The sequence below is a fragment of the Rhodoferax sp. EU05-FHT12H12 genome (assembly GCF_058791215.1).
On sequence record NZ_JBYTDI010000004.1, the window covers coordinates 394,384 to 417,626 of the forward strand.

The window sequence follows — 23,243 nt, forward strand, 5'->3', positions numbered from 1 at the left end:
ACTATGTATTTCAAACGATCTTCTTTGCGTGCTGTCGCATGTTCCTTGGCGCTTGGACTGGTGGCGCAGGCAGCCATGGCATTGGAGCCATTTTCCGTACGTGACATCCGGGTGGAGGGTTTGCAGCGGGTTGAAGCAGGAACCATTTTTGCTTCCTTGCCGGTTCGTGTGGGGGACACCTACACCGATGACAAGGCCGCCGCATCCATCCGCGCTTTGTTTGGCCTGGGCTTGTTCAAAGATGTCCGGATCGAGGCGAACAATGGCGTGCTGGTGGTGATTGTGGAGGAGCGCCCTACGGTGGCCGATGTGGACTTCACGGGTACCCGTGAGTTTGACAAGGATGTGCTCAAGAAAGCCTTGCGAGAGACGGGACTGACGGAAGGACGTCCCTTTGACAAGGCTTTGGTGGACCGCGCCGAGCAGGAGCTCAAGCGCCAGTACATCAACAAGAGCATGTACGCCACCGAGGTCGTCACGACGGTGACCCCCATTGAGCGTAACCGTGTCAATCTGAGCTTTGCCGTCGTTGAAGGTGACACAGCCAAAATCAACGACATCAAAATCGTGGGTGCCAAGGCTTTTTCGCAAAGCACATTGCGGGACTTGTTCGACTCCGACACTGGAAACTGGTTGAGCTGGTACACCAAGTCCAACCGTTACTCGCGCACCAAGCTCAACGCCGATATTGAGTCCTTGCGCTCTTACTACCTGTCGCGTGGGTACCTGGAGTTCAAAGTGGACTCCACCCAGGTCGCCATTTCTCCGAACAAACAGGATATCGACATCACCGTCAACGTGACAGAAGGTGAGCGTTTTGTGGTGTCCAGTATCAAGCTGGCGGGCAACTACCTGGCCAAAGATGAAGAGTTTCAATCCCTGATCGCCATCAAGGCAGGGGAGGCCTACAACGCCACCGAAGTAACGCAAACAACCAAGGCGTTCACCGATTATTTCGCCAATTTCGGCTATGCCTTCGCGCGCACCGAAGCACGCACAGACATCGACCGCGCGACCAACCGAGTCGCCATCACCTTGGTTGCCGAACCGTCTCGCCGGGTATATGTGCGTCGCATCAATGTGGCAGGTAATGACCGCACGCGCGATGAAGTGATTCGTCGCGAGTTTCGGCAATTGGAGGCTGCTTGGTACGACGGTGAAAAAATTCGCCAATCCCGCAATCGGGTGGACCGTTTGGGCTACTTTACCGAAGTGGGTATCGAAACCCAGGAAGTGTCCGGAGCTCCGGATCAGGTGGACCTGACCGTGAACGTTGCCGAAAAACCCACCGGCAGCATCAGCTTGGGGGCTGGCATTTCCAGCGCAGACGGTTTGGGCTTGTCTTTCGGCTTCAAGCAGGAAAATGCATTCGGCTCTGGCAACTCGCTTGGTGTGGAAGTTAATACCAGCAAAACCAACCGGACCGTGGTGTTCAGCACGACCAACCCGTACTTCACGGAGGATGGTGTGTCGCGTTCCATCGACCTGTACCAGCGCACCTCCCGTCCTTACGATGACGTCGATACCTACGCCATTGAAACCACGGGTGCTGCCGTGCGTTTTGGGATTCCATTTACCGATTCGGATACCGTATATCTCGGCGTGGGCGTCGACCGCACCCGCATCATCCCGGGTTCGCTGTTGCCTACCGTGTACCAGGATTACGCCAACGAATTCGGCTACAGCAGCACGGCGCTTCCCCTGACGCTGGGTTGGTCACGCGATACGCGTGACAGTGCTTTGGTGCCCAGTACCGGCAAGATAATGCGCACCAGTGCGGAATGGAGCGTGGGTGGCGATTTGCGGTATGCACGCGGTACGGCCCAGTACCAGCAGTTTTTCCCCATTTCTCGCAAAGTCACCGCTGCTTTTAACTCGGAGATTGCGATGGGGGCCGCGACCGGGAGCACTACCTACCCTGTGTTCAAGAACTACTACGCCGGCGGTTTGGGCTCTGTGCGTGGTTTCGAGCAAGGCAGCCTGACCACCGCCGCACAGCGGGCTGGATCTTTGACCGCCACAGGTGGAACCAAGCGCATCACCTTCAACGGCGAATTGCTGGCGCCTTTGCCTGGTGGCGGTAACGACCGCACCCTGCGTGTCTACGGTTTTGTCGATGCGGGCGGCATTTACGGTGCTGACGAATCCATCCAGCTGGGCGACATGCGTTCTTCCTTTGGCGTTGGTATCAGCTGGATTTCTCCAGTCGGCCCTCTGCGCTTGGCATTCGCCCGTCCTATTACCAAATTTGAAGGCGATAAAATCCAAAGTCTTCAATTCCAGATCGGAACAACTTTCTAATGAAACACGTTAAAGCAATGTGGGCAGCAGCACTGGTTCTGGCATTCGCCGCCGTGGGGGCACATGCCCAGGATTCCAAGATTGGCTACATCAACACCCAGCGCATCACCAGCGAGTCCGGCCCGGCAAAAGCGGCCCAGACCAAGCTGGAGCAGGAGTTCTCCAAACGTCAGAAAGAGTTGGCAGACCAGCAGCAGGCTCTCAAGACCATGAGTGACCGCTTTGAGCGTGATGCCCCCACACTGACAGAAACCCAGCGCGTGACCCGCCAGAAAGAATTCGCTGAGCAAAATCGCGACTTCCAGCGCAAACAGCGCGAGTTTCAGGAAGACCTGAACGGCCGCCGCAACGAAGAGTTGCAGCAGGTGCTGGACAAGGCCAACAAGGCCGTCAAGCAAGTGGCCGAGGCCGAGAAGTACGACCTGGTGATTCAGGAAGTGGTGTACAGCAATGCACGCCATGACATCACCGAGAAGGTTCTCAAGATTCTCAATTCCGGCGCCAAGTAAGCCTTGGATCGCCGCATGCGGGGAGAAGGCATGGACCTCGCTTCCATTGTGCAGGTGTTGGGCGGTGAGCTGCATGGGGATGCAGCATGCGTTATCACGGGGCTGGCTCCGTTGGAAACCGCCAGCTCCCAAGACCTCAGCTTTTTAAGCAACCCCAAATACCAACAACAGTTGGCGGCCTCCCAGGCCGCCTGTGTCATTGTGGCGCCTGCCATGCGTGAGGTCGCGTTGGCGCGGGGGGCTTGCATCGTCACCGCACAGCCATATTTGTATTTCGCCAAAGTCACCCAGTTGTGGAAGCAGCAGCGGGATCGCGCGCAACGTGCAGTGTCCGGCATGGCAGCGCCCTTGGTGCACCCCAGTGCGGTGGTGGATGCGGCCGCTGTGGTCGATGCCACCGCCCGCATTGGCCCCCTGTGTGTGGTGGAAGCGGGGGCACGCATTGGCGCCCACACGGTGCTCAAATCGCGTGTGACCATAGGCGAAGACTGTGTTGTGGGTGCGCGCTGCCTCTTGCACGCAGGCGTTGTCATTGGTGCAGATGGTTTTGGTTTTGCCCCGGATGGCGAACGCTGGGAAAAGATTGAACAGCTTGGTGCGGTGCAGATTGGCGATGATGTGGAGATCGGTGCCAATACCTGTATCGACCGCGGCGCCCTGCATGACACGGTCATTGAGGACGGTGTGAAGTTGGACAACCTGATCCAGATTGGCCACAACGTGCGTGTGGGTCGCAACACGGCGATGGCCGGTTGCGTGGGCGTGGCGGGTTCTGCCACCATTGGGCCCAACTGCACGATTGGCGGTGGTGCCATTGTTCTGGGCCACCTGACGCTGGGTGCCCATGTGCATATTTCGGCCGCCACGGTGGTTAGCAAATCGATTTTGAAGCCCGGTCATTACACCGGCATGTTCCCGATTGACGAGAACGCCTCGTGGGAGCGCAATGCTGCAACGCTGAAGCAGTTGCACGGCCTGCGCGACCGTATCAAAACCCTGGAAAAAGAGTTACCCAAATGATGGACATCCATAAAATCCTGAAGCAACTGCCCCACCGTTACCCCTTTCTGCTGGTAGACCGGGTACTGGAGCTGGACAAGGGCAAGACCATCAAGGCCTTGAAGAACGTCACCATCAACGAGCCGTTTTTTGAAGGTCACTTTCCGCACCGTCCCGTGATGCCGGGGGTGCTGATGCTGGAGGCGCTGGCCCAGGCCGCAGCCCTCCTGGCCTTTGACGCGTTGGACACCTCGCCCAACGATCAGATGGTTTACTACTTCGCCGGTATTGACGGCGCGCGCTTCAAGCGCCCCGTGGAGCCGGGTGACCAGTTGATCCTGAATGTGGAAATGTTGCGTATGAAAGCCGGCATCTTCAAGTTCAAGGCCAGCGCGACAGTGGGTGATGAGCTGGCCTGTGAAGCCGAGCTGACCTGCGCCATGCGCGCGATTGCGTAAGAGGTTGCGCGTGTCCGCTATCCACGCCACTGCCCTCATCGATCCCAAGGCCGAGCTCGATAGCTCGGTGACGGTGGGGCCTTATACGGTCATCGGCCCACATGTGCGCATTGGTGCCGGCACTTCCGTGGGCCCACATTGTGTGATTGAAGGCCACACCACCATTGGCCAAGACAACCGGATCTTCCAGTTCAACTCCCTGGGCGCGATTCCGCAGGACAAGAAGTACGCCGGTGAACCCTGCGAACTGATCATTGGCGACCGCAACACCATCCGCGAGTTTTGCACCTTCAACATCGGCTCGCCCGGCGACGTTGGCAAGACCGTGCTGGGCAATGACAACTGGATCATGGCCTATGTGCATTTGGCGCACGACTGCCTGGTCGGCAACCACGTGATTTTCGCTAACAACTCGCAGCTGGCTGGCCACGTGCATGTGGGGGATTGGGTGATTCTGGGTGGCTTTACCGTGGTGCACCAGTTTGTGCGCCTGGGTGCCCACAGCATGACGGCCATGTGCTCGCTGTTGTTTGCCGACCTGCCGCCGTTTGTGATGTGCCAGGGGCAGCCGGCCGCAGCCCGTTCCATGAACTTTGAAGGCCTGCGCCGCCGTGGCTTTTCGCCCGAGCGTATTTCCGGCGTCAAGGCCATGCACAAGGCCCTGTACCGCGACGACCTGACGCTGGAGCAGGCCAAGCAGCGCATTGCCGAGTTGGAAGCAACACATCCAGAGACTGGACCCGATGTGGCCATGATGAACGGCTTTTTGGGAGCCGTCTCTGCCCAGCGCGGCATCGTTCGCTAAGCCTCTCACATCGTCGAATCGTTATGAATCCGTCTCACGCCCCCGCTGGCGCCCCCACGGTGGCCATGGTGGCGGGGGAGGCCTCGGGCGATCTGCTGGCTGGCCTGCTGCTGGGCGGCGTGCGCCAGCGCTGGCCCGCTGCAACGGCGCAGGGCATAGGCGGCCCGCAGATGGCCAAGCAGGGTTTTCAGGCGTGGTGGCCGCACCACAAGCTGGCGGTGCACGGTTTTGGCTGGGAGTTGCTCACGCGCTACCGCGAGATCGTGGGCATACGCCGGCAACTGGGCGACCGCCTGCTGGCCCACAAGCCTGACGTGTTTATTGGCGTAGACGCCCCCGACTTCAACCTCGATCTGGAGGCGCGGCTCAAGGGGCGGGGCGTCAAGACCGTGCATTTCGTTTGTCCCTCCATCTGGGCCTGGCGTCCAGAGCGGGTGGAGAAAATCCGCCACAGCTCCGACCACGTGCTGTGCATCTTTCCTTTCGAGCCCGCACTGCTCGCAGCCCATGGCATTGCTGCCACCTATGTGGGCCATCCGTTGGCCAATGTCATTCCCATGGAGCCGGACAGGGCTGCGGCCCGCCGCGCCTTGGGCCTCACCGATGGCGATGCGGTGGTAGCCATCCTGCCCGGCAGTCGCCAGTCGGAGATTCGCCACCTGGCTTTACGCTTCTTTCGAGCTGCAGCCCGCATCCATTCTGCGCGACCAGCTACTAAATTTATAGTGCCTTGCGTGCCTGGCCTGCTGCCGGAGATTGAAAAACTTGCGCAACACAGCGGCATGCACGGGCGTATGCAGTTGCTGGGCGGTCAGTCCCACACCGCGCTGGCCGCCTGTGACGTCACGCTGATTGCCAGTGGCACCGCCACGCTGGAGGCCGCACTGTTCAAGCGGCCCATGGTTATTGGTTACCACATGGCGTGGCTGTCTTGGCAGATCATGCGGCGCAAGCGCCTGCAACCCTGGGTGGGCCTGCCCAATATTCTGTGCCAGCGCTTTGTGGTTCCAGAGTTGCTGCAAGACGCGGCCACCCCTGAGGCGCTGGCGCACGAAGTGTTGGCCTGGCTGGATGCGCGTGACTCCGATCCTGCGAAAATAGCGGCCCTGCACACCACTTTCACCACGCTGCATGCCACGCTGCAGCGCGACACCGCCACCCTTGCCGCCAATGCCATCGAAAAAGTCCTCCAAGCCTGAGCCTGCCCAGCAGGTCGCCTTTGCCTGGGACCTGCCCGGACTGATTGCCGGCGTGGACGAGGCCGGCCGCGGCCCGTTGGCCGGCCCGGTGGTGGCTGCCGCGGTGATTCTGGACGACCTGAATCCGATCGCTGGCCTCAACGATTCCAAGAAGCTCACCGCGCTCAAACGCGAAAAGCTGTTCGATGAAATCCGCGCCAAGGCCCTGTGCTGCTCGATTGCACAGGCCAGTGTGGAAGAAATCGACGAGATCAACATTCTGCAGGCGACTCTTTTGGCCATGCGTCGCGCGGTAGAGGGTCTGCGTCTCAAGCCCGCCAAGGTGCTGGTGGATGGCAACCGCCTGCCGGTGCTGGACGTGCTGGCCGAAGCCATTGTGCGCGGCGACGCCACCGTGCCCGCCATCTCCGCTGCATCCATCCTCGCCAAGGTCACGCGTGACCGCTGGTGCGCCACGCTGGACCAGCAGTACCCACAGTACGGCTTTGCCGGCCACAAGGGCTACGGCACGGCCGAACACTTGGCGGCCCTCAAGGCGCATGGCGCCTGCCCGGAGCACCGCAAAACCTTTGCGCCCGTCACCCAAGTGCTGCAGGCCTTTCCATGAGCGAACCTGTCTTCGTCACCTCCCGTGAGAACGCGCTGCTCAAGGAGTTGCGCAAACTCAGCACCGACAACACGGCCTACCGCAAGGCGGGGCGCTTCTGGATCGAGGGCGACCACCTGTGCAGCGCGGCCCTGCACCGTGGCCTGCAGCCTGCTGCGCTCGTGGTTTCAGAGTCATTTTGGCCTCTAGCCCCCGTGGAATATGCGCGAGCAGCTATCAAAACCATAGTAATTCCTGACGCCTTGTTCCGCGAATTGAGCGGTTTGGAGTCGCCCGCCAAGGTGGGCTTTGTGCTGGACTTGCCGCTGGACACCGCGGTGCAGCCCAACGCTGCCACCGTGATCCTGGACCGTGTGCAGGATGCCGGCAACGTGGGTTCCATCTTGCGTAGTGCGGGGGCGTTTGGTTTCCGCCAGGTGCTGGCGCTCAAGGGTACGGCCGCGCTGTGGAGTCCCAAGGTATTGCGTGCCGGCATGGGGGCACATTTCGGACTGTCCCTGGTGGAAGGACTGGAGTTGTCCGACCTGGATGGTTTGTCGGTGCCGCTGGTGGTGACCAGTTCCCACCAGGGAGATTTGGTGCAGAAGCTGGCTTTGCCCCATCCCTGTGCCTGGGCCATGGGCCACGAGGGGCAGGGGGTGTCCGCCGAACTCATGGCGCGTGCCAGCATCTTTGCGCGCATTGGCCAGCCGGGGGGCGAGGAGTCGCTCAACGTGGCTGCGGCCGCGGCGATTTGCCTGCATGCGAGCAGTTTGACGCTTACCTGAAACTGAATGGGGTCAGCCCCTCGGCTATAATGAGAGGCTATCCAGAAAACAGCCGTCCCAAGCGCACCTCTGAACATCCCCTCACAGCAGCACCCGCCAAGAGCCATTCTTGAGCGCGTTTGGGCGTACCCGTAACCCATCCGGAGAAACCAGTGCTTTTGTCTCTCAAGGGATCCACCCCACCCGCCATCCTGGCGCTCGCAGACGGCACGGTCTACATTGGCAATTCCATTGGAGCCGCAGGCTCCACCGTCGGTGAAGTCGTGTTCAACACCTCCATGACCGGCTACCAGGAGATCCTCACCGATCCCAGTTATTGCCAGCAGATCGTCACCCTGACTTACCCCCACATCGGCAACTACGGTGTCAACCCCGAAGACGTGGAGTCCCACAAGGTCTTCGCTGCCGGCTTGATCATCAAAGACCTGCCGCTGGTGGCCAGCAACTTCCGCAAAACCCAAACGCTGACCGAATACCTGGTTGCCGAGGGCACCGTGGCGATTGCCAATATCGACACCCGGCAGCTGACGCGCCAGCTGCGCACCCAGGGCGCACAAAACGGCTGCATCCTGGCTCTCGCGGCCGGTGAGGCGGTCACCAAGGAGGCGATCGAGAAAGCGGTAGCCGCTGCCAAGGGTGCGCCCAGCATGGCTGGCCTGGATCTGGCCAAGGTGGTCTCCAGCACCGAGAGCTACGGCTGGACCGAGTCCGAGTGGACCCTGGGCAAGGGCTACGGCCAGCAAACTGCTCCCAAGTTCCATGTCGTGGCCTATGACTTCGGCGTCAAGAAGAACATCCTGCGCATGCTGGCCGAGCGTGGCTGCAAGGTCACCGTGGTGCCCGCGCAAACCTCCGCTGCCGAAGTGCTCAAGCTCAACCCGAATGGCATCTTCCTGTCCAACGGCCCCGGCGACCCGGAGCCTTGCGATTACGCGATTGCTGCGGCCAAAGAGCTGATCGAAACCGGCACACCTACCTTTGGCATTTGCCTGGGCCACCAGATCATGGCGCTGGCCAGTGGTGCCAAGACCTTCAAGATGAAGTTCGGCCACCACGGTGCCAACCATCCGGTCAAAGACCTGGACAGCGGCCGTGTCTCGATCACCAGCCAGAACCACGGTTTTGCGGTGGACGAAAAATCGCTGCCCGCCAACCTGCGCCCCACGCACATCAGCCTGTTTGACAACACGCTGCAAGGGCTGGAGCGCACTGACAAGCCGGCCTTCTGCTTCCAGGGCCACCCTGAAGCATCGCCCGGTCCGCACGACATCGGCTATCTGTTCGATCGCTTCATCGCTGAGATGGAAAAGAAAGCAGGCTGAGCTGTATGAGCTTCTACGGTGTCACCGACCTCTGGACCTACGTGATAGGCGCTTTGGGCATCATCTTGCTGCCCGGCCCCAACTCCTTGTTTGTTCTGTCGGTGGCCACCGTGCGCGGCGTCAAGGCCGGTTACCAGGGCGCCATGGGTGTGTTTGTGGGCGACACGATTTTGCTGTTGCTCACTGCGTTGGGCGCGGCCAGCCTGTTGCGTACCTACCCGGCCCTGTTCATGGTGGTGAAGTATGCGGGGGCGGCCTACCTGACCTGGGTGGGTGTGAACCTGTTCATTGCCGCGGTGAAGAAGTGGCGCAGTGTCGATCCGGCGGAGGTGTCCGCAGACGCCGCCGTGGCGCAAGCCACCGCCAACCTGCAGCAGCCCTTCAAGCGTGCCCTGGTCATCAGCCTGCTGAACCCGAAGGCGATTTTGTTTCTGCTGTCCTTCTTCGTGCAGTTCATCGACCCGAGCTACGCCACGCCCGCCGTGCCTTTCCTGATCCTGAGCGCCATCATCATGGTGTTCAGCGCGTTGTATTTGTCTGCCCTGATTTTTGCGGGCGCCCGCCTGGCCCAGGGTTTTGGCCGCCGCAAGCGCCTGAGCGCCAGCCTGTCCAGTGCGGTGGGCGGCCTGTTTGTGTGGTTTGGCGCCAAGCTGGCCACCGCAAGCCTGAATTAATTAAAACGTAAAGAGCCCCAAAAGCTACGAGTCTCACCATGCCAAAACGTACTGACATCCAAAGCATTCTCATCATCGGCGCCGGCCCCATCATCATCGGCCAGGCCTGTGAGTTCGACTACTCCGGCGTGCAAGCGTGCAAGGCATTGCGTGAAGAGGGCTACAAGGTCATCCTGATCAACAGCAACCCCGCCACGATCATGACCGACCCGGCCACGGCCGACGTCACCTACATCGAGCCCATCACCTGGCAAACGGTGGAGAAGATCATTGCCAAGGAAAAACCCGACGCCATCCTGCCCACCATGGGCGGCCAGACTGCGCTGAACTGCGCGCTGGACCTGTGGCACCACGGCGTGCTGGACAAGTACAAGGTGGAGCTGATTGGCGCCACCCCTGAGGCCATCGACAAGGCTGAGGACCGCCTGAAGTTCAAGGATGCGATGACCAAGATTGGTCTCGGTTCCGCGCGCTCCGGCATCGCCCACAGCATGGACGAAGCCTGGGCGGTGCAAAAGACACTGGGTTTCCCCACGGTTATTCGCCCCAGCTTCACCCTGGGTGGTACCGGCGGCGGCATTGCCTACAACTCCGAAGAATTTGAGACCATCTGCAAGCGCGGCCTGGAAGCCTCGCCGACCAACGAGCTGCTCATCGAAGAGTCGCTCTTGGGCTGGAAAGAGTACGAGATGGAAGTGGTGCGCGACAAGGCGGACAACTGCATCATCGTTTGTTCGATTGAAAATCTGGACCCCATGGGTGTGCACACCGGTGACTCCATCACCGTGGCCCCAGCGCAAACGTTGACGGACAAGGAATACCAGATCCTGCGCAATGCATCCCTGGCTGTGCTGCGCGAAATCGGAGTGGACACGGGTGGATCGAACGTGCAGTTCTCTATCAACCCGGTCGATGGCCGCATGGTCGTCATCGAGATGAACCCGCGCGTGTCGCGTTCTTCCGCGCTGGCTTCCAAGGCTACCGGCTTCCCCATCGCCAAGGTCGCAGCCAAGCTGGCGGTCGGCTTCACGTTGGACGAGCTGCGCAACGACATCACCGGCGGTGCGACGCCTGCGTCCTTCGAGCCCAGCATCGACTACGTGGTGACCAAGATCCCGCGTTTCGCATTTGAGAAATTCCCGGCTGCCGACAGCCGCCTGACCACCCAGATGAAATCGGTGGGCGAGGTCATGGCCATGGGCCGCACCTTCCAGGAGTCCTTCCAGAAAGCCCTGCGTGGCCTGGAAGTGGGCGTGGACGGCATGAACGAGAAGACCCAGGACCGCGAAGTGCTGGAAAAAGAGCTGGGCGAACCCGGCCCCGAGCGCATCTGGTACGTGGGCGACGCCTTCGCCCAGGGCATGAGCGTGGACGAAGTGTTTGCACTGACCAAGATCGACCCCTGGTTCCTGGTGCAGATTGAGCAGATCGTGAAACTGGAACTCGAAATTGAGCGCTTGCCCCAGCCTGCCAGTGGCTCTGCGCTGGACAAGATTGACGCAGCCACGCTGCGTGGTTTGAAGCAAAAAGGCTTCTCGGACCGCCGTCTGGCGCGCCAGTTCAAAACCACCGACAAGGCTGTGCGCGAGAAGCGCCGCGCCCTGGGTGTGCGCCCTGTTTACAAACGTGTGGACACCTGTGCGGCCGAATTTGCCACCAACACCGCCTACATGTATTCGACCTACGAGGCCGAAGGCTCCGAGTGCGAAGCCGCGCCGACGGACAAAAAGAAAATCATGGTGCTGGGTGGTGGTCCCAACCGCATCGGCCAGGGTATCGAGTTTGATTACTGCTGCGTGCACGCCGCATTGGCCATGCGCGAAGACGGGTACGAGACCATCATGGTCAACTGCAACCCCGAAACCGTGTCCACTGACTACGACACCTCCGACCGCCTGTACTTCGAGCCGCTGACGCTGGAAGACGTGCTGGAAATCGTCGACAAGGAAAAGCCGGTTGGCGTGATCGTGCAATACGGCGGCCAGACGCCTTTGAAGCTGGCGTTGGATCTGGAAGCCAATGGCGTGCCCATCATCGGCACCACGCCCGACATGATCGACGCTGCCGAAGACCGTGAGCGCTTCCAGAAGCTGCTGCACGAGCTGAAGTTGCGCCAGCCACCCAACGCCACCGCACGTACCGAGCCCGAGGCCCTGGAAAAGGCTGCTGCGCTGGGCTACCCCCTGGTGGTGCGTCCCAGCTACGTGCTGGGCGGCCGCGCCATGGAAATCGTGCATGAACAGCGCGACCTGGAGCGTTATATGCGCGAAGCCGTGAAGGTGAGCAACGACAGCCCCGTGCTGCTGGACCGCTTCCTGAACGACGCCATTGAATGTGATGTGGACTGCATTCGCGATGCAACCGGCGACACCTTCATCGGTGGTGTGATGGAACACATCGAACAAGCGGGCGTCCACAGTGGCGACTCTGCCTGCTCCTTGCCACCCTACAGTTTGGGCGCCGACACCGTGGCTGAGATCAAACGCCAGACCAAGGCCATGGCCGGTGCCCTGAACGTGGTGGGCCTGATGAACGTGCAATTTGCCATCCAGAACGTGGATGGCAAGGACGTGATCTACGTGCTGGAAGTAAACCCCCGCGCCAGCCGCACGGTGCCCTTTGTCTCCAAGGCTACCGGCATCCAATTGGCCAAGGTGGCCGCGCGCTGCATGGCCGGTCAGACGCTGGCCAGCCAGGGTATCAGCAAGGAAGTGACTCCGCCGTATTTCAGCGTGAAAGAAGCCGTGTTCCCCTTCGTCAAGTTCCCCGGTGTGGACACCATCCTCGGCCCCGAGATGAAGTCCACGGGCGAGGTGATGGGCGTGGGCAAGACCTTCGGCGAAGCCTTTGTGAAGTCGCAATTGGGCGCCGGTGCCAAGCTGCCACGCGGCGGCAAAGCCTTTATCTCGGTCAAGCAGACCGACAAGCCGCGTGCCGTGGAAGTGGCGCGCAGCCTGGCCGCCATGGGTTTTGAGATCGTGGCGACCAAGGGTACGGCAGCGGCCATCACCGCGGCTGGTGTGGCCTGTGGTGTGGTGAACAAGGTGGCCGAAGGGCGCCCGCACATCGTGGACATGATCAAGAACGAGGAAATCTCCATGGTGGTCAACACCGTGGAGGAGCGCCGCAACGCGATCGCCGATTCGCGCCAGATCCGCACCTCGGCCCTGCTGGCCCGCGTGACGACGTACACCACGATTGCCGGTGCGGAGGCCGCGGTGCAAGGCATGAAGTACCTGGACAGCCTGGGTGTCATCTCGGTGCAGGAAATGCACGCCGAACTTCAGGCCTGAATCGACAGATAAGTTGGCATAATCTTGCCAACTGCATAGGACAGTGCCGCGCGCAAGCGCCGCACTGTCCTTGTACTTTGAGGCCCCCAAAATACCTAGTTAGAGACACCATGGCAACCTATCCCATTACCAAACGCGGCGCTGAGATGCTCAAGGCCGAGCTGCACAAACTCAAGACCGTGGAGCGTCCCTCTGTCATCCAGGCCATCGCCGAGGCGCGTGCCCAGGGCGACCTGAGCGAGAACGCCGACTACGACGCCGCGAAGGAGCGCCAGGGCTTTATCGAAGGCCGTATTCAGGAGGTGGAGGGCAAGTTGTCTGCGGCCCAGGTCATCGATCCGACGACGATCCAGGCCGACGGCCGCGTGGTGTTTGGCGCCACGGTTGAATTGGAAGATGAAGACAGCGGTCAGCGTGTGAAGTACCAAATCGTGGGTGAGGACGAGGCCGACCTGAAGCAGGGTCTGATCAACATCAGCAGCCCGATTGCCCGTGCCCTGATTGGCAAGGTAGAGGGTGACACTGCGGTGGTGCAGGCCCCCGGTGGCGAGCGCGCCTACGAGGTCGTGGCCGTTCACTACATCTGATGCGCCAACTCCCCGTGTGGTTGGCAGCGGCTTGGGCCATGAGCCTGAGCGTGCTGGGATTTATGGTGGTGCCCATGTTGTTTGTGCACCTGCCTACCCCCGCCCTGGCGGGGCAGATGGCCGCCAAGCTGTTTGCTGCGCAGACCTGGGTGTCGGTGGTGTGCGGTGCGTTGCTGCTCATGGCTTTTAGATCAAATCGGCCTCTAACCCCCGTGGATACTGCGCGAGAAGCTACACTTTTTGTAGTGGCTGGCGTGTTGCTGGCGCTGCTGGTAGAGCTGGCGGTGGCACCACGCATCGTCGCACGCGACAACCTGGCGCTCTGGCACCGCGTGGGCAGTGCCATGTACTTCGGCCAGTGGATCTGCGCGCTGGTCGTGTTTGGCAAACTGGTGGCAGCAGGTACAGCGCCGCAAGGTAGTTCCGAGTCGGCATAAAAAAACCGGAGCACCAGGCTCCGGTTGTCAGTGGTATTGCGCCAGACTTCAGGTCTGGCTGCGTTTTTTCAGACTGGTTTTTGGCTTCGGTTTGGCACGTTTCACGTTGCCACCAGGCGTCAGGCGCTGGTTACCCAGCACGCGCAGGGTTTTGACTTCGGGGCGCTGGCCGGGGCGGCCAAATTTCAGCACCTTGAAATCGCGCGGGCCCGGCTTGCGGTCCTCGTCAACGACTTTTTCTTTCTCGGGCTGGGGGCGCCAGAGCACCAGCAGCTTGCCGATGTGCTGAATAGGCGCTGCATTGAGTTCGTCCGCCAGGGTCTTGAACATCTCTTCGCGGGCGGCGCGGTCATCCGAGAAAACACGCACTTTGATCAGGCCATGGGCGTTGAGCGCCGCATCGATTTCTTTTTTGACGTTGGCCGTCAGGCCATCGCCGCCCACCATGACCACGGGGTCCAGGTGGTGGGCTTCAGCGCGGTGATCCTTGCGCTGAGCGGGAGTTAGTTGTATTTGAGGCATGTGGGTATTATCGACGCAATGAATACGCAGAGCAAAAGTAGCAAGCCGGATAACAAAGCCGGCAACAAAAAGGTCAACAAAGCCTGGTTGCATGACCACATCAATGACCCTTATGTGAAGCTGGCCAACAAAGAGGGCTACCGGGCCCGCGCGGCCTACAAGCTCAAGGAAATTGATGAAACCCTGCATCTGGTGAAGCCCGGCCAGCTGGTGGTGGACTTGGGCTGCACGCCAGGCGCCTGGAGCCAGTACCTGCGCCGCCGCATGTCACCCAACGGAGCGGCTGTGGGGGAAATGAACGGCACCATCATCGGGCTGGATTTGTTGCCCATGGAGCCGATCGAAGGCGTGACCTTCATCCAGGGGGATTTCCGCGAGGCCGACACGCTGGCGTTGCTGGAGACTGCACTGGGTGGCAAGCAAGCCGATCTGGTGGTGTCCGACATGGCGCCCAATCTGTCGGGTATCGCGTCGGCAGATGCGGCACGTATTGAATATTTGGTGGAGCTGGCGATTGAATTCGCCCAAAACCACATGAAGCCGCAAGGGGCGCTGGTGGCCAAGGTATTCCACGGTGGCAGCTACAACGATGTGGTGCAGCGTTTCAAGGCGGCTTTCGTCACGGTCAAACCACTCAAACCCAAGGCCTCGCGCGACCGTTCGTCCGAAACCTTTCTGGTCGGTTTGGGCCTCAAGTCCGTCTGAGAATCTGCCACGCAATTCCCATGCTGTTTCTGAGGCCGTCCGGCCCGAAATAACAGCTTTCATGGCTTGAAACGCCTAAAATGGGTCCCAAGTACGCAAGGTTCGTTTACTTGCGCCAGTATTGGAGCTTCGCTTGAATAATCAGTGGTTTTCAAAAATTGCAGTGTGGTTGGTGGTGGCCTTGGTGCTGTTCACCGTGTTCAAGCAATTCGACACGCGTGCTGCAGCATCGGGCACCGTCAGCTATTCCGAGTTCTTGGACATGGTCAACAATGGCAGTATCAAGAGCGCGATGATTCCCGACGGCGCTGGCGGAGGCGAGATTACGGCGATTACGACCGACGACCGACGCATCAAGACCAATGCGACCTACCTGGACCGTGGCCTGGTCGGCGACCTGCGCAACAACAACGTCAAATTTGACACCAAGCCACGCGAAGAAGGCTCCCTGTTGATGACCCTGTTGGTCAGCTGGGGCCCCATGCTGCTGTTGATTGGCGTATGGGTGTACTTCATGCGCCAGATGCAAGGCGGCGGCAAGGGCGGGGCGTTCAGCTTCGGCAAGAGCAAGGCCCGCCTGCTGGATGAAAACACCAACACCGTGACTTTTGCCGATGTGGCCGGTTGCGACGAAGCCAAAGAAGAAGTGAAGGAAGTTGTCGACTTCCTCAAAGACCCCAGCAAGTTCCAGAAACTCGGCGGTCGTATTCCCCGCGGCCTGCTGCTGGTCGGCCCTCCCGGTACCGGCAAGACGCTGCTGGCCAAATCGATTGCGGGCGAAGCCAAGGTGCCGTTCTTCAGCATCTCGGGTTCTGACTTCGTCGAAATGTTTGTCGGTGTGGGCGCATCCCGGGTGCGCGACATGTTCGAGAACGCCAAGAAGAATGCTCCCTGCATCATCTTCATCGACGAAATTGACGCCGTCGGTCGCCAGCGTGGTGCTGGCCTGGGCGGTGGTAACGACGAGCGCGAACAGACCCTGAACCAGATGCTGGTGGAGATGGACGGTTTCGAAACCAACGTGGGTGTGATCGTGGTGGCTGCCACCAACCGCCCTGACATCCTGGACGCCGCCTTGCTGCGTCCCGGCCGGTTCGATCGCCAGGTCTATGTCACGCTGCCCGATATCCGTGGCCGCGAACAGATTCTGAACGTGCACATGCGCAAAGTGCCTTTGGGCCAGGACGTGAGCGCCATGACCATTGCCCGCGGCACGCCCGGCATGAGCGGCGCCGACCTCGCCAACCTGTGCAACGAAGCTGCCCTGATGGCCGCGCGCCGCAATGCGCGCCTGGTCGAAATGCAGGACTTCGAGAAGGCCAAGGACAAGATCCTCATGGGCCCCGAGCGCAAGAGCATGGTCATGCCCGAGGAAGAGCGCAAGAACACGGCCTACCACGAGTCCGGCCACGCCCTGATCGGCAAGCTGCTGCCCAAGTGCGATCCGGTGCACAAGGTCACCATCATTCCCCGCGGCCGCGCCCTGGGTGTGACCATGAGCCTGCCCGCACAAGATCGCTACAGCTACGACAGCGAATTCATGCTGAACCAGATCAGCATGCTGTTTGGTGGCCGCATTGCAGAAGAAGTGTTCATGAACCAAATGACCACGGGTGCTTCCAATGACTTTGAGCGCGCCACCTCCATCGCCCGCGACATGGTGACCCGCTACGGCATGACCGATGCTCTGGGCCCTATGGTCTATGCCGAGAACGAAGGCGAAGTGTTTCTGGGCCGCAGTGTGACCAAGACCACCAGCATGAGCGAACAGACCATGCAAAAAGTGGATTCGGAAGTGCGCCGCATCATTGACCAGCAGTACGCTCTGGCACGCAAGCTGATCGAAGAAAACAGCGACAAGATGCACGCCATGGCCAAAGCCCTGCTGGACTGGGAAACCATTGATGCCGAGCAGCTGGAAGACATCATGGCCGGCCGCGAACCCCGTCCTCCCAAAGACTGGACCCCTCGAACCCCGAACAACGGTGGTGGCGGTAGCGGTGGTGCACCGGCTGTAGCGGCAGACCCCGCACCCACTGCCGCCTGACATCGGGCTGCGCTGAACTCCACAGGGCCTTCGGGCCCTGTGGCTTTTCAGGGTTCCGCCTTCCCCGTTGCCGGTTCGCCTGCCCCGATAATTCAAGTTATGCATTGGCAAACCTCACGCTTCGCCATTGACCTGTCCACCCCCCAGGTGATGGGCATCGTCAATGTCACGCCCGATTCGTTTTCAGACGGTGGCCAGCACGCCTCGCACCATGCAGCCTTGCTCCATTGCGAGCGTCTGCTCAAGGACGGTGCCCATCTGTTGGACATTGGGGGCGAATCCACCCGGCCTGGGGCCCCACCGGTTCCCCAGGATGAAGAATTGGCCCGCGTGCTGCCCGTCATTCGCCATGCGGTGACCTTGGGTGTGCCGGTCTCGGTCGACACCTACAAGCCCGCAGTGATGCAGGCCGCGCTGGACCTGGGGGCCGACATCGTCAACGACATCTGGGCCCTGCGCTGGACGGACGGGCAGGGCGGCCCCACCGGCGCGTCTGTGGTGGCGGCCCACCCGAACTGTGGCGTTTGCCTCATGCATATGCACCGCGACCCTCAGACCATGCAGGTGGCGCCCATGGAGGGCGATGTGGTACCCCAGGTGCTATCGTTTTTAGAGCTGCTTGCGCAGCATTTACGGGCGCTGGGAGTCGATTCGAACCGGATTTGCCTGGACCCCGGCATAGGATTTGGCAAGACGGTGGCGCAGAACTTTGCGCTGCTGGCGCGCCAGGCCCAGGCCGTTCCCGCGGGTTACCCGGTGCTGGCGGGTTGGTCGCGTAAATCGTCGCTGGCCGCAGTCACCCAAACTTCTCTGAGCAATGCTGCCAGCATGGATGTGGACCAGCGCCGCGCGCCCAGCATCACCGCGGCGGTGCTGGCGGTGCAGAACGGGGCCCACGTGGTGCGCGTGCACGATGTGCGCGACACGGTCAGTGCCCTCAAGGTGCTGGCTGCGATGCAAGCACAGGTCTGAGCCCACAACACAAACAACAACACAACAGGAACTCAAAACATGGGACGACAGTATTTCGGCACCGATGGCATTCGCGGTACCGTGGGGCAAGCCCCCATCACCCCCGACTTTGTGCTGCGCCTGGCACACGCCGTGGGCCATGTGCTCAAGGAAACCGAGGCGCGCCCCACGGTGCTGATCGGCAAGGACACGCGTATCTCCGGCTACATGCTGGAAAGTGCGCTGGAGAGCGGCTTCAACTCCGCCGGTGTGGACGTCGTGCTGCTGGGCCCACTGCCCACACCGGGTGTGGCCTACCTCACCCGCGCGCAACGTGCGTCGCTGGGCGTGGTCATCAGCGCCAGCCACAACCCGTTTGCGGACAACGGCATCAAGTTCTTCAGCGCCAAAGGTAGCAAGCTGCCCGACGCTTGGGAGCTGGCCGTGGAGGCCGAGCTGCATAAGCCGCCCGTGTGGGTGGACTCCGCCAGCCTGGGCAAGAGCCGCCGACTGGACGATGCGGCGGGGCGCTACATCGAGTTTTGCAAGAGTACGTTTGCCAATGACCTGACGCTGAAGGGCCTGAAGATTGTGGTGGACGCGGCCCACGGTGCGGCCTACCACATCGCCCCCAAGGTGTTCCACGAACTGGGCGCCGAGGTCATCGCCATTGGTTGTTCGCCCGATGGCCTGAACATCAACAAGGGCGTGGGCGCGACCCACCCCGAGGCCTTGGTCGCGGCCGTGAAAGAACACAAAGCCGACTTTGGGGTTGCCCTGGACGGCGATGCCGACCGCCTGCAGTTGGTGGACGCGGATGGCCGCCTCTACAACGGTGATGAGTTGTTGTACCTGATGGCCGACGACCGCCTGGGCCGCGACGAGCATGTGCCCGGTGTGGTGGGCACCCTCATGACCAACATGGCCGTGGAGGTTGCGCTCAAAGCCCGCGGCGTGCAGTTTGTGCGCGCCAAGGTGGGCGATCGGTATGTGCTCGAAGAGCTGGAGAAACACAAGTGGATCCTGGGCGGCGAAGGCTCGGGCCACCTGCTGGCGCTGGACAAACACACCACGGGTGACGGCCTGGTGTCGGCCCTGCAGGTGCTGCAGGCCTGCGTGCGCAGTGGCAAGACCATGGCGCAGCTGCTGGGCGGTGTGACGCTGTTCCCGCAAACCCTGATCAATGTGCGCCTGACGCCGGGCCAAGACTGGAAGAACAACACCCGCATGGCTGAAGCAACCAAGGCGGCCGAAGCCGCGCTGGGCGACAGCGGCCGTGTGTTGATCCGCGCCAGTGGCACCGAGCCGCTGGTGCGCGTGATGGTGGAGGCGCGTGACGCCGAACAAGCCCAAAGCTGCGCCCAGCGCATAGCCGATACCCTGAAAGTGTGAACCCGATGACACATGTGATCCGTGTAGTCCGTGCCGACTACGCCAACCCCGTGCATGCCGCTGCTTTGGTCATGCTGCTCGATGCCTATGCCAGCGACCCCATGGGAGGCGGCGAAGGCCTGAATGACTTTGCCAAGGCCAACCTGGTGCCTTCGCTGGCTGCGCGCCCGCAGGCTTTCAGCGTGCTGGCGTTTGCGTCGGAGGACGATGCCACGCCCGTGGGCCTGATCAACTGCATCGAGGGTTTCTCCACCTTCGCCTGCAAGCCATTGGTGAATGTGCACGACGTGGCAGTGCTGAGTGGCTACCGCGGCCAGCGCATTGGCGAGAAGATGCTGGCGCTGGTGGAGCAGATTGCCATCGAGCGCGGCGCCTGCAAACTCACACTCGAAGTGCTGTCGGGCAACGGCGGTGCGGTCAAGCTGTACCAGCGCGTGGGCTTTGCCTATTACGAGCTGGACCCGGCCATGGGGCAGGCCGGGTTTATGCAGAAGTGGCTGGCCTGAAGGGCTGTTTTTAGAGGATTTTTGGCCTCTAGCCCTCATGGATACTGCGCAAGCAGCTCCTGTTTTTATAGCGAAGTGAGTTTGCGCAACGCCGCAATGCCAACCGGCCGTTCGGCCAGCCACGGCAGCAGGTAGGTGTTGTCGGACAGGCCGGCGGCGATCCGGTCCATCTGTTTCTGCTCACCTGCCAACCGTGCTGCCAGCAGCGGGTCGTGGGTGCCGGCAGCGGCCATGCTTTTGTTGATGACCCAGGCAAAAGGCTCGATCTTCGCGCGGCGCAGGTCGTCCTGCAGCGCACTGGCTTGCGACACGGGTGTGACCTCGGGCAGCGTGACCAGCACGATGCGCGTGTGCTGTGGGTCTTGCAGGCGCATCAGCGGGGTGATCAGTCGGCCGGGGTTGGCGTCGCCATACTCGCGCAGCATCTGGCGGTGGTAGGCGCCGGTGGCGTCCATCAGCAGCAGGCTGTGGCCGGTGGGCGCGGTGTCCAGCACCACAAAGGCGCTGCGCGCCTCCGAGACGATGCGTGAAAACGCATGGAATACCGCCACCTCTTCGGTGCAAGGCGATTGCAGGTCTTCTTGCAGCAGCGCAATGCCATCGGCGTCCAGGCCCGGCGATTTGGCGGCCATCACTTTGGCGATGTATTTTTCGGTCTCGGCCTTGGGGTCGATGCGGTCCACCTTGAGGCCGGGCAGGTTGCCGTCCACGGTCACTTGCAAGTGGTCGGCCGGGTCGGTGGTGCTCAGGTGCACCGAATGGCCGCGCTGCACCAGCCCGGCGGCGATGGCGGCGGCCACCGTGGTTTTGCCCACGCCGCCTTTACCCATGACCATGATGAGCCCGCGGCCCGGTGCGGCGAGTGCGTCGGTCAGCGCGGCCAGTGTGCGGCTTGCGTCTGCCAGCGGGGGATGTGTGGAGGGCGTTGCGGGTGAGGTGCTGTCGGCTGTCTGCAGCAGCGCACGCAGCGCGGGCAAGCCCACCGTGTCAAAGGCGCGCAGCGGAATCTGGTCTTGCGGCAACACTTGCAAGTGGGCCGGCATGGCCGCAAGTGCCTGGGTGCCCAGGGCTTCAAACGCCGCGGCTACGGCATCGTCCTGCACGCTGGCGTGGAACACGCCGTTGATCGCCAGCCGCTGGTTGTTCAGCCCCAGGTCTTGCAGCTCCAGCGAGGTGCGGGCCGCCTCGGCCATCGCACCCGTGTCGGGCCGGGTCACCAACACCACCGTGGTTTGGGTGGCATCGCTGAGGGTCTGCAGGGCCTGGGCAAAGCGGGCTTCTTGCATCTTCAAACCCGAGTGCGGCCCCAGGCAGGAGGCCCCGCGGTCGTTGTCCGCCAGAAACCCCGTCCACGCCTTGGGCAGGCTCAAGAGGCGCAAGGTGTGGCCGGTGGGGGCGGTGTCAAACACCACATGGTCAAAACCGGCGGCATCACCACTGAGCAGGTTGGCGAACTCGTCGAACGCGGCAATCTCGGTGGTGCAGGCGCCCGATAGCTGCTCCAGCACCTGGCTGCGGTCCGCCTCGGTGCTGGCCGGGTCCATTTGCGCCAGCACGCGGGCGCGGTAGCTTTGGGCAGCGTTGTCGGGGTCGATATTCAGGACCGACAGGCCGGGCACTCCGGGCACTGGCACGGGGGTGTTGGCCAGGGTGATGCCCAGCATCTCATCCAGGTTGCTGGCCGAGTCGGTGCTGACCAGCAACACACGTTTGCCCGTGTCGGCCAGTGCAATCGCGCAGGCGGTGGAGAGCGAGGTTTTGCCCACACCGCCCTTGCCAGTGAAGAAAAGGTGGCGCGTGGGGTGGTCTAACAGCTGGGGGTGTGGCATGGCAGGTGTTTCAACAGGTTGGTGGGCGTGGGCCCGTCGGGCACCCACATGACCGGGGCGAAGCCCCCGCCTTCGGTGCGGAAATTGGTGGTCTGCCCGCTGTAGGTGCGGGCCGCCAGCAATTGCACACGCCCGGCGTAGGTGTAGGCGCGCAGGTCGAACTTCAATTCGGTGGCTGCGTCACCCACTTGCATGGCACGCAGGGGTGGCGGGATCAGGGCCTGGGCGATGTAGTCGCCTTGCTGGATCTGCTCCCAGACCTTCTTGGTAAGTTTGTCGCCGCGGTACACCGCGCGGGCGCCAAAACCGTCCAGTGGCTTGAAGAACAGCTGTTTGCGTTGCTCCCAGAGCGTCGCCGCATTGTTTGCATTCACCCGTTCGCAAGCAGGCACCGTGGCGAGCAAGGTTTGCTGGTCCGCTGGCGGGACGCCCAAGGCCTGCAGCGCTGCCGCCTGGCCCAGCGTCACCAGGTGTTGTTTGTTGGCGCGCAAGGCATGTGCGCGCGGGTGCGGCGTCACCGCCACGACATCTTCCCTGTAAGCCTGTGCCAGAGCCGCATGGGCCGGGTCGGAGAGGTCAAAGTCGGTCAGGCGGTTGTAGACGAGGTCCAGTGCCAGTGCGTCGCTGCAGAGCACGCCGTCGCGCAGTTGCAGGCCGCGCGGGTCTGTTACGACGGCCTGGATGCCATGGCGCAGGAACAGTTCGGCAAACAGGGCGAACTCGGGTGCGAGGTATTGGCTCTGCGGCGCTTCGTCCACGATGGCAATGCTGCGCAGGGGGCGTAGCGCCTGCCCCCGTGCGCGGTTGAACAAGTCCCACTCGGCCTGGAACATGGCCACAAACTCGTCTTCCAGCGTGGCCATGTTGCGGTAGGCATTAAGCGCCGGATTCATCAACCCGCAGCACACCGCTTGCGCGCGCAGCAACACCGCGTTGAGCATGGCGCCGCCCGCGTTGGTATTGATCTCGATGAGCTGCGGGCCTTGCGGCGTGATGTGGAAGTCATACCCCATGAATACGCCCAGCGGGCCATGGTCTGCCTGGGCCATCGCACTGGCACCGGGCAGCACCTGCTGCGCCCAGGCGGGCCGTGACAAGGTGCGCTCTATCGCCGCCACCGCCGTCTGCACGGCCTGCACCGTGGCCTGCGAGGCAAACACGGCCGTGTTGGAAAACAGGTGCGGGTGGGTCACCGCCAGGGTGCTGGCGACATCGCGCAGTCCCACGTCGCGCCCCAGTTCATGCAGCAACTGGGCGGGGTCCAGCGTCTGGCAGTGGCAGCCGTGGTTCAGTGCATCGGCCAGGGTGGTGGTGGGTTCTGTGCGTAACATGG

The 23,243-nt window shown here is 61.7% G+C and carries 21 protein-coding genes; 18 read left to right on the forward strand and 3 right to left on the reverse strand.

The genetic code is table 11. From position 1 onward, the window contains the following. Nucleotides 1-3 precede the first annotated feature (3 nt). The 13 genes from bamA (at nt 4) to AC3WS7_RS14180 (ending at nt 13,958) form a co-directional block, all read left to right on the forward strand. Complete coding sequence (bamA, locus tag AC3WS7_RS14120; protein ID WP_492656791.1) at nt 4-2,301, forward strand: outer membrane protein assembly factor BamA; 2,298 nt, start codon at nt 4-6, stop codon at nt 2,299-2,301. Next, complete coding sequence (locus AC3WS7_RS14125; RefSeq protein ID WP_492656792.1) at nt 2,301-2,810, forward strand: OmpH/Skp family outer membrane protein; 510 nt, start codon at nt 2,301-2,303, stop codon at nt 2,808-2,810. The genes bamA and AC3WS7_RS14125 overlap by 1 nt, the downstream gene beginning before the upstream one ends. 30 nt (nt 2,811-2,840) lie before the next feature. After that, nucleotides 2,841-3,830, forward strand: a complete 990-nt coding sequence (gene lpxD / locus AC3WS7_RS14130) for a UDP-3-O-(3-hydroxymyristoyl)glucosamine N-acyltransferase (RefSeq protein WP_296469999.1) — start codon at nt 2,841-2,843, stop codon at nt 3,828-3,830. Beyond that, complete coding sequence (gene fabZ, locus AC3WS7_RS14135; RefSeq protein ID WP_492656793.1) at nt 3,827-4,267, forward strand: 3-hydroxyacyl-ACP dehydratase FabZ; 441 nt, start codon at nt 3,827-3,829, stop codon at nt 4,265-4,267. Before lpxD ends, fabZ begins: the two co-directional genes overlap by 4 nt. 10 nt (nt 4,268-4,277) lie before the next feature. Continuing rightward, nucleotides 4,278-5,072, forward strand: coding sequence for an acyl-ACP--UDP-N-acetylglucosamine O-acyltransferase (gene lpxA / locus AC3WS7_RS14140; protein ID WP_296469994.1), 795 nt, complete (start codon nt 4,278-4,280; stop codon nt 5,070-5,072). Between the two features lie 23 nt (nt 5,073-5,095). Then, on the forward strand, nt 5,096-6,271 hold the full coding sequence (gene lpxB / locus AC3WS7_RS14145; protein ID WP_492656794.1) for a lipid-A-disaccharide synthase: 1,176 nt from the start codon (nt 5,096-5,098) through the stop codon (nt 6,269-6,271). Next, entirely contained in the window at nt 6,243-6,878 is a 636-nt protein-coding gene (rnhB, locus tag AC3WS7_RS14150) for a ribonuclease HII (protein WP_296469987.1), read from the forward strand. Before lpxB ends, rnhB begins: the two co-directional genes overlap by 29 nt. Continuing rightward, the gene (locus tag AC3WS7_RS14155; RefSeq protein ID WP_492656795.1) at nt 6,875-7,645 is read left to right on the forward strand and encodes a TrmH family RNA methyltransferase; all 771 of its coding nucleotides are present in this window, start codon (nt 6,875-6,877) and stop codon (nt 7,643-7,645) included. The genes rnhB and AC3WS7_RS14155 overlap by 4 nt, the downstream gene beginning before the upstream one ends. Before the next feature lie 152 nt (nt 7,646-7,797). Next, nucleotides 7,798-8,967 carry a glutamine-hydrolyzing carbamoyl-phosphate synthase small subunit gene (carA, locus tag AC3WS7_RS14160; RefSeq protein WP_492656796.1) on the forward strand — a complete coding sequence of 390 codons (1,170 nt, stop codon included), beginning with the start codon at nt 7,798-7,800 and terminating at the stop codon, nt 8,965-8,967. 5 nt (nt 8,968-8,972) lie between these two features. Continuing rightward, a complete protein-coding gene (gene leuE / locus AC3WS7_RS14165; RefSeq protein WP_296469981.1) occupies nt 8,973-9,641 on the forward strand; it encodes a leucine efflux protein LeuE in 669 nt (222 codons plus the stop codon). 38 nt (nt 9,642-9,679) lie between these two features. Beyond that, entirely contained in the window at nt 9,680-12,934 is a 3,255-nt protein-coding gene (gene carB, locus AC3WS7_RS14170; protein WP_492656797.1) for a carbamoyl-phosphate synthase large subunit, read from the forward strand. Nucleotides 12,935-13,044: 110 nt separating this feature from the next. Then, nucleotides 13,045-13,521: a transcription elongation factor GreA gene (greA, locus tag AC3WS7_RS14175; RefSeq protein ID WP_296465516.1), complete on the forward strand. Its 477-nt coding sequence runs from the start codon at nt 13,045-13,047 to the stop codon at nt 13,519-13,521. Then, nucleotides 13,521-13,958, forward strand: coding sequence for a DUF4149 domain-containing protein (locus AC3WS7_RS14180; protein ID WP_296465519.1), 438 nt, complete (start codon nt 13,521-13,523; stop codon nt 13,956-13,958). Before greA ends, AC3WS7_RS14180 begins: the two co-directional genes overlap by 1 nt. A gap of 48 nt (nt 13,959-14,006) precedes the next feature. Here AC3WS7_RS14180 and AC3WS7_RS14185 read toward each other — a convergent pair whose 3' ends face one another. Then, the gene (locus tag AC3WS7_RS14185; RefSeq protein ID WP_296465521.1) at nt 14,007-14,480 is read right to left on the reverse strand and encodes a YhbY family RNA-binding protein; all 474 of its coding nucleotides are present in this window, start codon (nt 14,478-14,480) and stop codon (nt 14,007-14,009) included. A gap of 18 nt (nt 14,481-14,498) precedes the next feature. Between AC3WS7_RS14185 and AC3WS7_RS14190 the strand changes: the two genes are divergently transcribed. The 5 genes from AC3WS7_RS14190 (at nt 14,499) to AC3WS7_RS14210 (ending at nt 20,081) form a co-directional block, all read left to right on the forward strand. Further along, nucleotides 14,499-15,185, forward strand: a complete 687-nt coding sequence (locus AC3WS7_RS14190) for an RlmE family RNA methyltransferase (RefSeq protein ID WP_296465526.1) — start codon at nt 14,499-14,501, stop codon at nt 15,183-15,185. A 133-nt stretch (nt 15,186-15,318) separates the two neighbouring features. Then, nucleotides 15,319-17,232, forward strand: coding sequence for an ATP-dependent zinc metalloprotease FtsH (gene ftsH / locus AC3WS7_RS14195; protein WP_492656798.1), 1,914 nt, complete (start codon nt 15,319-15,321; stop codon nt 17,230-17,232). A gap of 99 nt (nt 17,233-17,331) precedes the next feature. Then, entirely contained in the window at nt 17,332-18,204 is an 873-nt protein-coding gene (gene folP / locus AC3WS7_RS14200) for a dihydropteroate synthase (protein WP_296465532.1), read from the forward strand. A gap of 39 nt (nt 18,205-18,243) precedes the next feature. Continuing rightward, nucleotides 18,244-19,575: a phosphoglucosamine mutase gene (gene glmM, locus AC3WS7_RS14205; protein WP_492656799.1), complete on the forward strand. Its 1,332-nt coding sequence runs from the start codon at nt 18,244-18,246 to the stop codon at nt 19,573-19,575. A 5-nt stretch (nt 19,576-19,580) separates the two neighbouring features. Continuing rightward, complete coding sequence (locus AC3WS7_RS14210; RefSeq protein WP_492656800.1) at nt 19,581-20,081, forward strand: GNAT family N-acetyltransferase; 501 nt, start codon at nt 19,581-19,583, stop codon at nt 20,079-20,081. Nucleotides 20,082-20,146: 65 nt separating this feature from the next. Here the strand turns inward: AC3WS7_RS14210 and arsA are convergent, their stop codons facing one another. Together arsA and AC3WS7_RS14220 are read right to left on the reverse strand one after the other, a co-directional pair. Beyond that, the gene (gene arsA / locus AC3WS7_RS14215; protein ID WP_492656801.1) at nt 20,147-21,910 is read right to left on the reverse strand and encodes an arsenical pump-driving ATPase; all 1,764 of its coding nucleotides are present in this window, start codon (nt 21,908-21,910) and stop codon (nt 20,147-20,149) included. After that, nucleotides 21,889-23,241 (reverse strand): ATP-grasp domain-containing protein, encoded by a 1,353-nt coding sequence (locus AC3WS7_RS14220; protein ID WP_492656802.1) that lies wholly within the window; start codon nt 23,239-23,241, stop codon nt 21,889-21,891. The genes arsA and AC3WS7_RS14220 overlap by 22 nt, the downstream gene beginning before the upstream one ends. Between the last annotated feature and the right edge of the window lie 2 nt (nt 23,242-23,243).

What these genes read in the sequence shown, in the direction of transcription:
- AC3WS7_RS14210 (WP_492656800.1), top strand. Translation starts at nt 19,581, where the DNA reads ATGACACATGTGATCCGTGTAGTCCGTGCCGACTACGCCAACCCCGTG.
- fabZ (WP_492656793.1), top strand. Translation starts at nt 3,827, where the DNA reads ATGATGGACATCCATAAAATCCTGAAGCAACTGCCCCACCGTTACCCC.
- bamA (WP_492656791.1), top strand. Translation starts at nt 4, where the DNA reads ATGTATTTCAAACGATCTTCTTTGCGTGCTGTCGCATGTTCCTTGGCG.
- folP (WP_296465532.1), top strand. Translation starts at nt 17,332, where the DNA reads ATGCATTGGCAAACCTCACGCTTCGCCATTGACCTGTCCACCCCCCAG.
- leuE (WP_296469981.1), top strand. Translation starts at nt 8,973, where the DNA reads ATGAGCTTCTACGGTGTCACCGACCTCTGGACCTACGTGATAGGCGCT.
- AC3WS7_RS14220 (WP_492656802.1), bottom strand. Translation starts at nt 23,241, where the DNA reads ATGTTACGCACAGAACCCACCACCACCCTGGCCGATGCACTGAACCAC.
- arsA (WP_492656801.1), bottom strand. Translation starts at nt 21,910, where the DNA reads ATGCCACACCCCCAGCTGTTAGACCACCCCACGCGCCACCTTTTCTTC.
- carB (WP_492656797.1), top strand. Translation starts at nt 9,680, where the DNA reads ATGCCAAAACGTACTGACATCCAAAGCATTCTCATCATCGGCGCCGGC.
- glmM (WP_492656799.1), top strand. Translation starts at nt 18,244, where the DNA reads ATGGGACGACAGTATTTCGGCACCGATGGCATTCGCGGTACCGTGGGG.
- greA (WP_296465516.1), top strand. Translation starts at nt 13,045, where the DNA reads ATGGCAACCTATCCCATTACCAAACGCGGCGCTGAGATGCTCAAGGCC.
- AC3WS7_RS14155 (WP_492656795.1), top strand. Translation starts at nt 6,875, where the DNA reads ATGAGCGAACCTGTCTTCGTCACCTCCCGTGAGAACGCGCTGCTCAAG.
- AC3WS7_RS14185 (WP_296465521.1), bottom strand. Translation starts at nt 14,480, where the DNA reads ATGCCTCAAATACAACTAACTCCCGCTCAGCGCAAGGATCACCGCGCT.
- AC3WS7_RS14125 (WP_492656792.1), top strand. Translation starts at nt 2,301, where the DNA reads ATGAAACACGTTAAAGCAATGTGGGCAGCAGCACTGGTTCTGGCATTC.
- AC3WS7_RS14180 (WP_296465519.1), top strand. Translation starts at nt 13,521, where the DNA reads ATGCGCCAACTCCCCGTGTGGTTGGCAGCGGCTTGGGCCATGAGCCTG.
- lpxB (WP_492656794.1), top strand. Translation starts at nt 5,096, where the DNA reads ATGAATCCGTCTCACGCCCCCGCTGGCGCCCCCACGGTGGCCATGGTG.
- AC3WS7_RS14190 (WP_296465526.1), top strand. Translation starts at nt 14,499, where the DNA reads ATGAATACGCAGAGCAAAAGTAGCAAGCCGGATAACAAAGCCGGCAAC.
- rnhB (WP_296469987.1), top strand. Translation starts at nt 6,243, where the DNA reads ATGCCATCGAAAAAGTCCTCCAAGCCTGAGCCTGCCCAGCAGGTCGCC.
- lpxD (WP_296469999.1), top strand. Translation starts at nt 2,841, where the DNA reads ATGGACCTCGCTTCCATTGTGCAGGTGTTGGGCGGTGAGCTGCATGGG.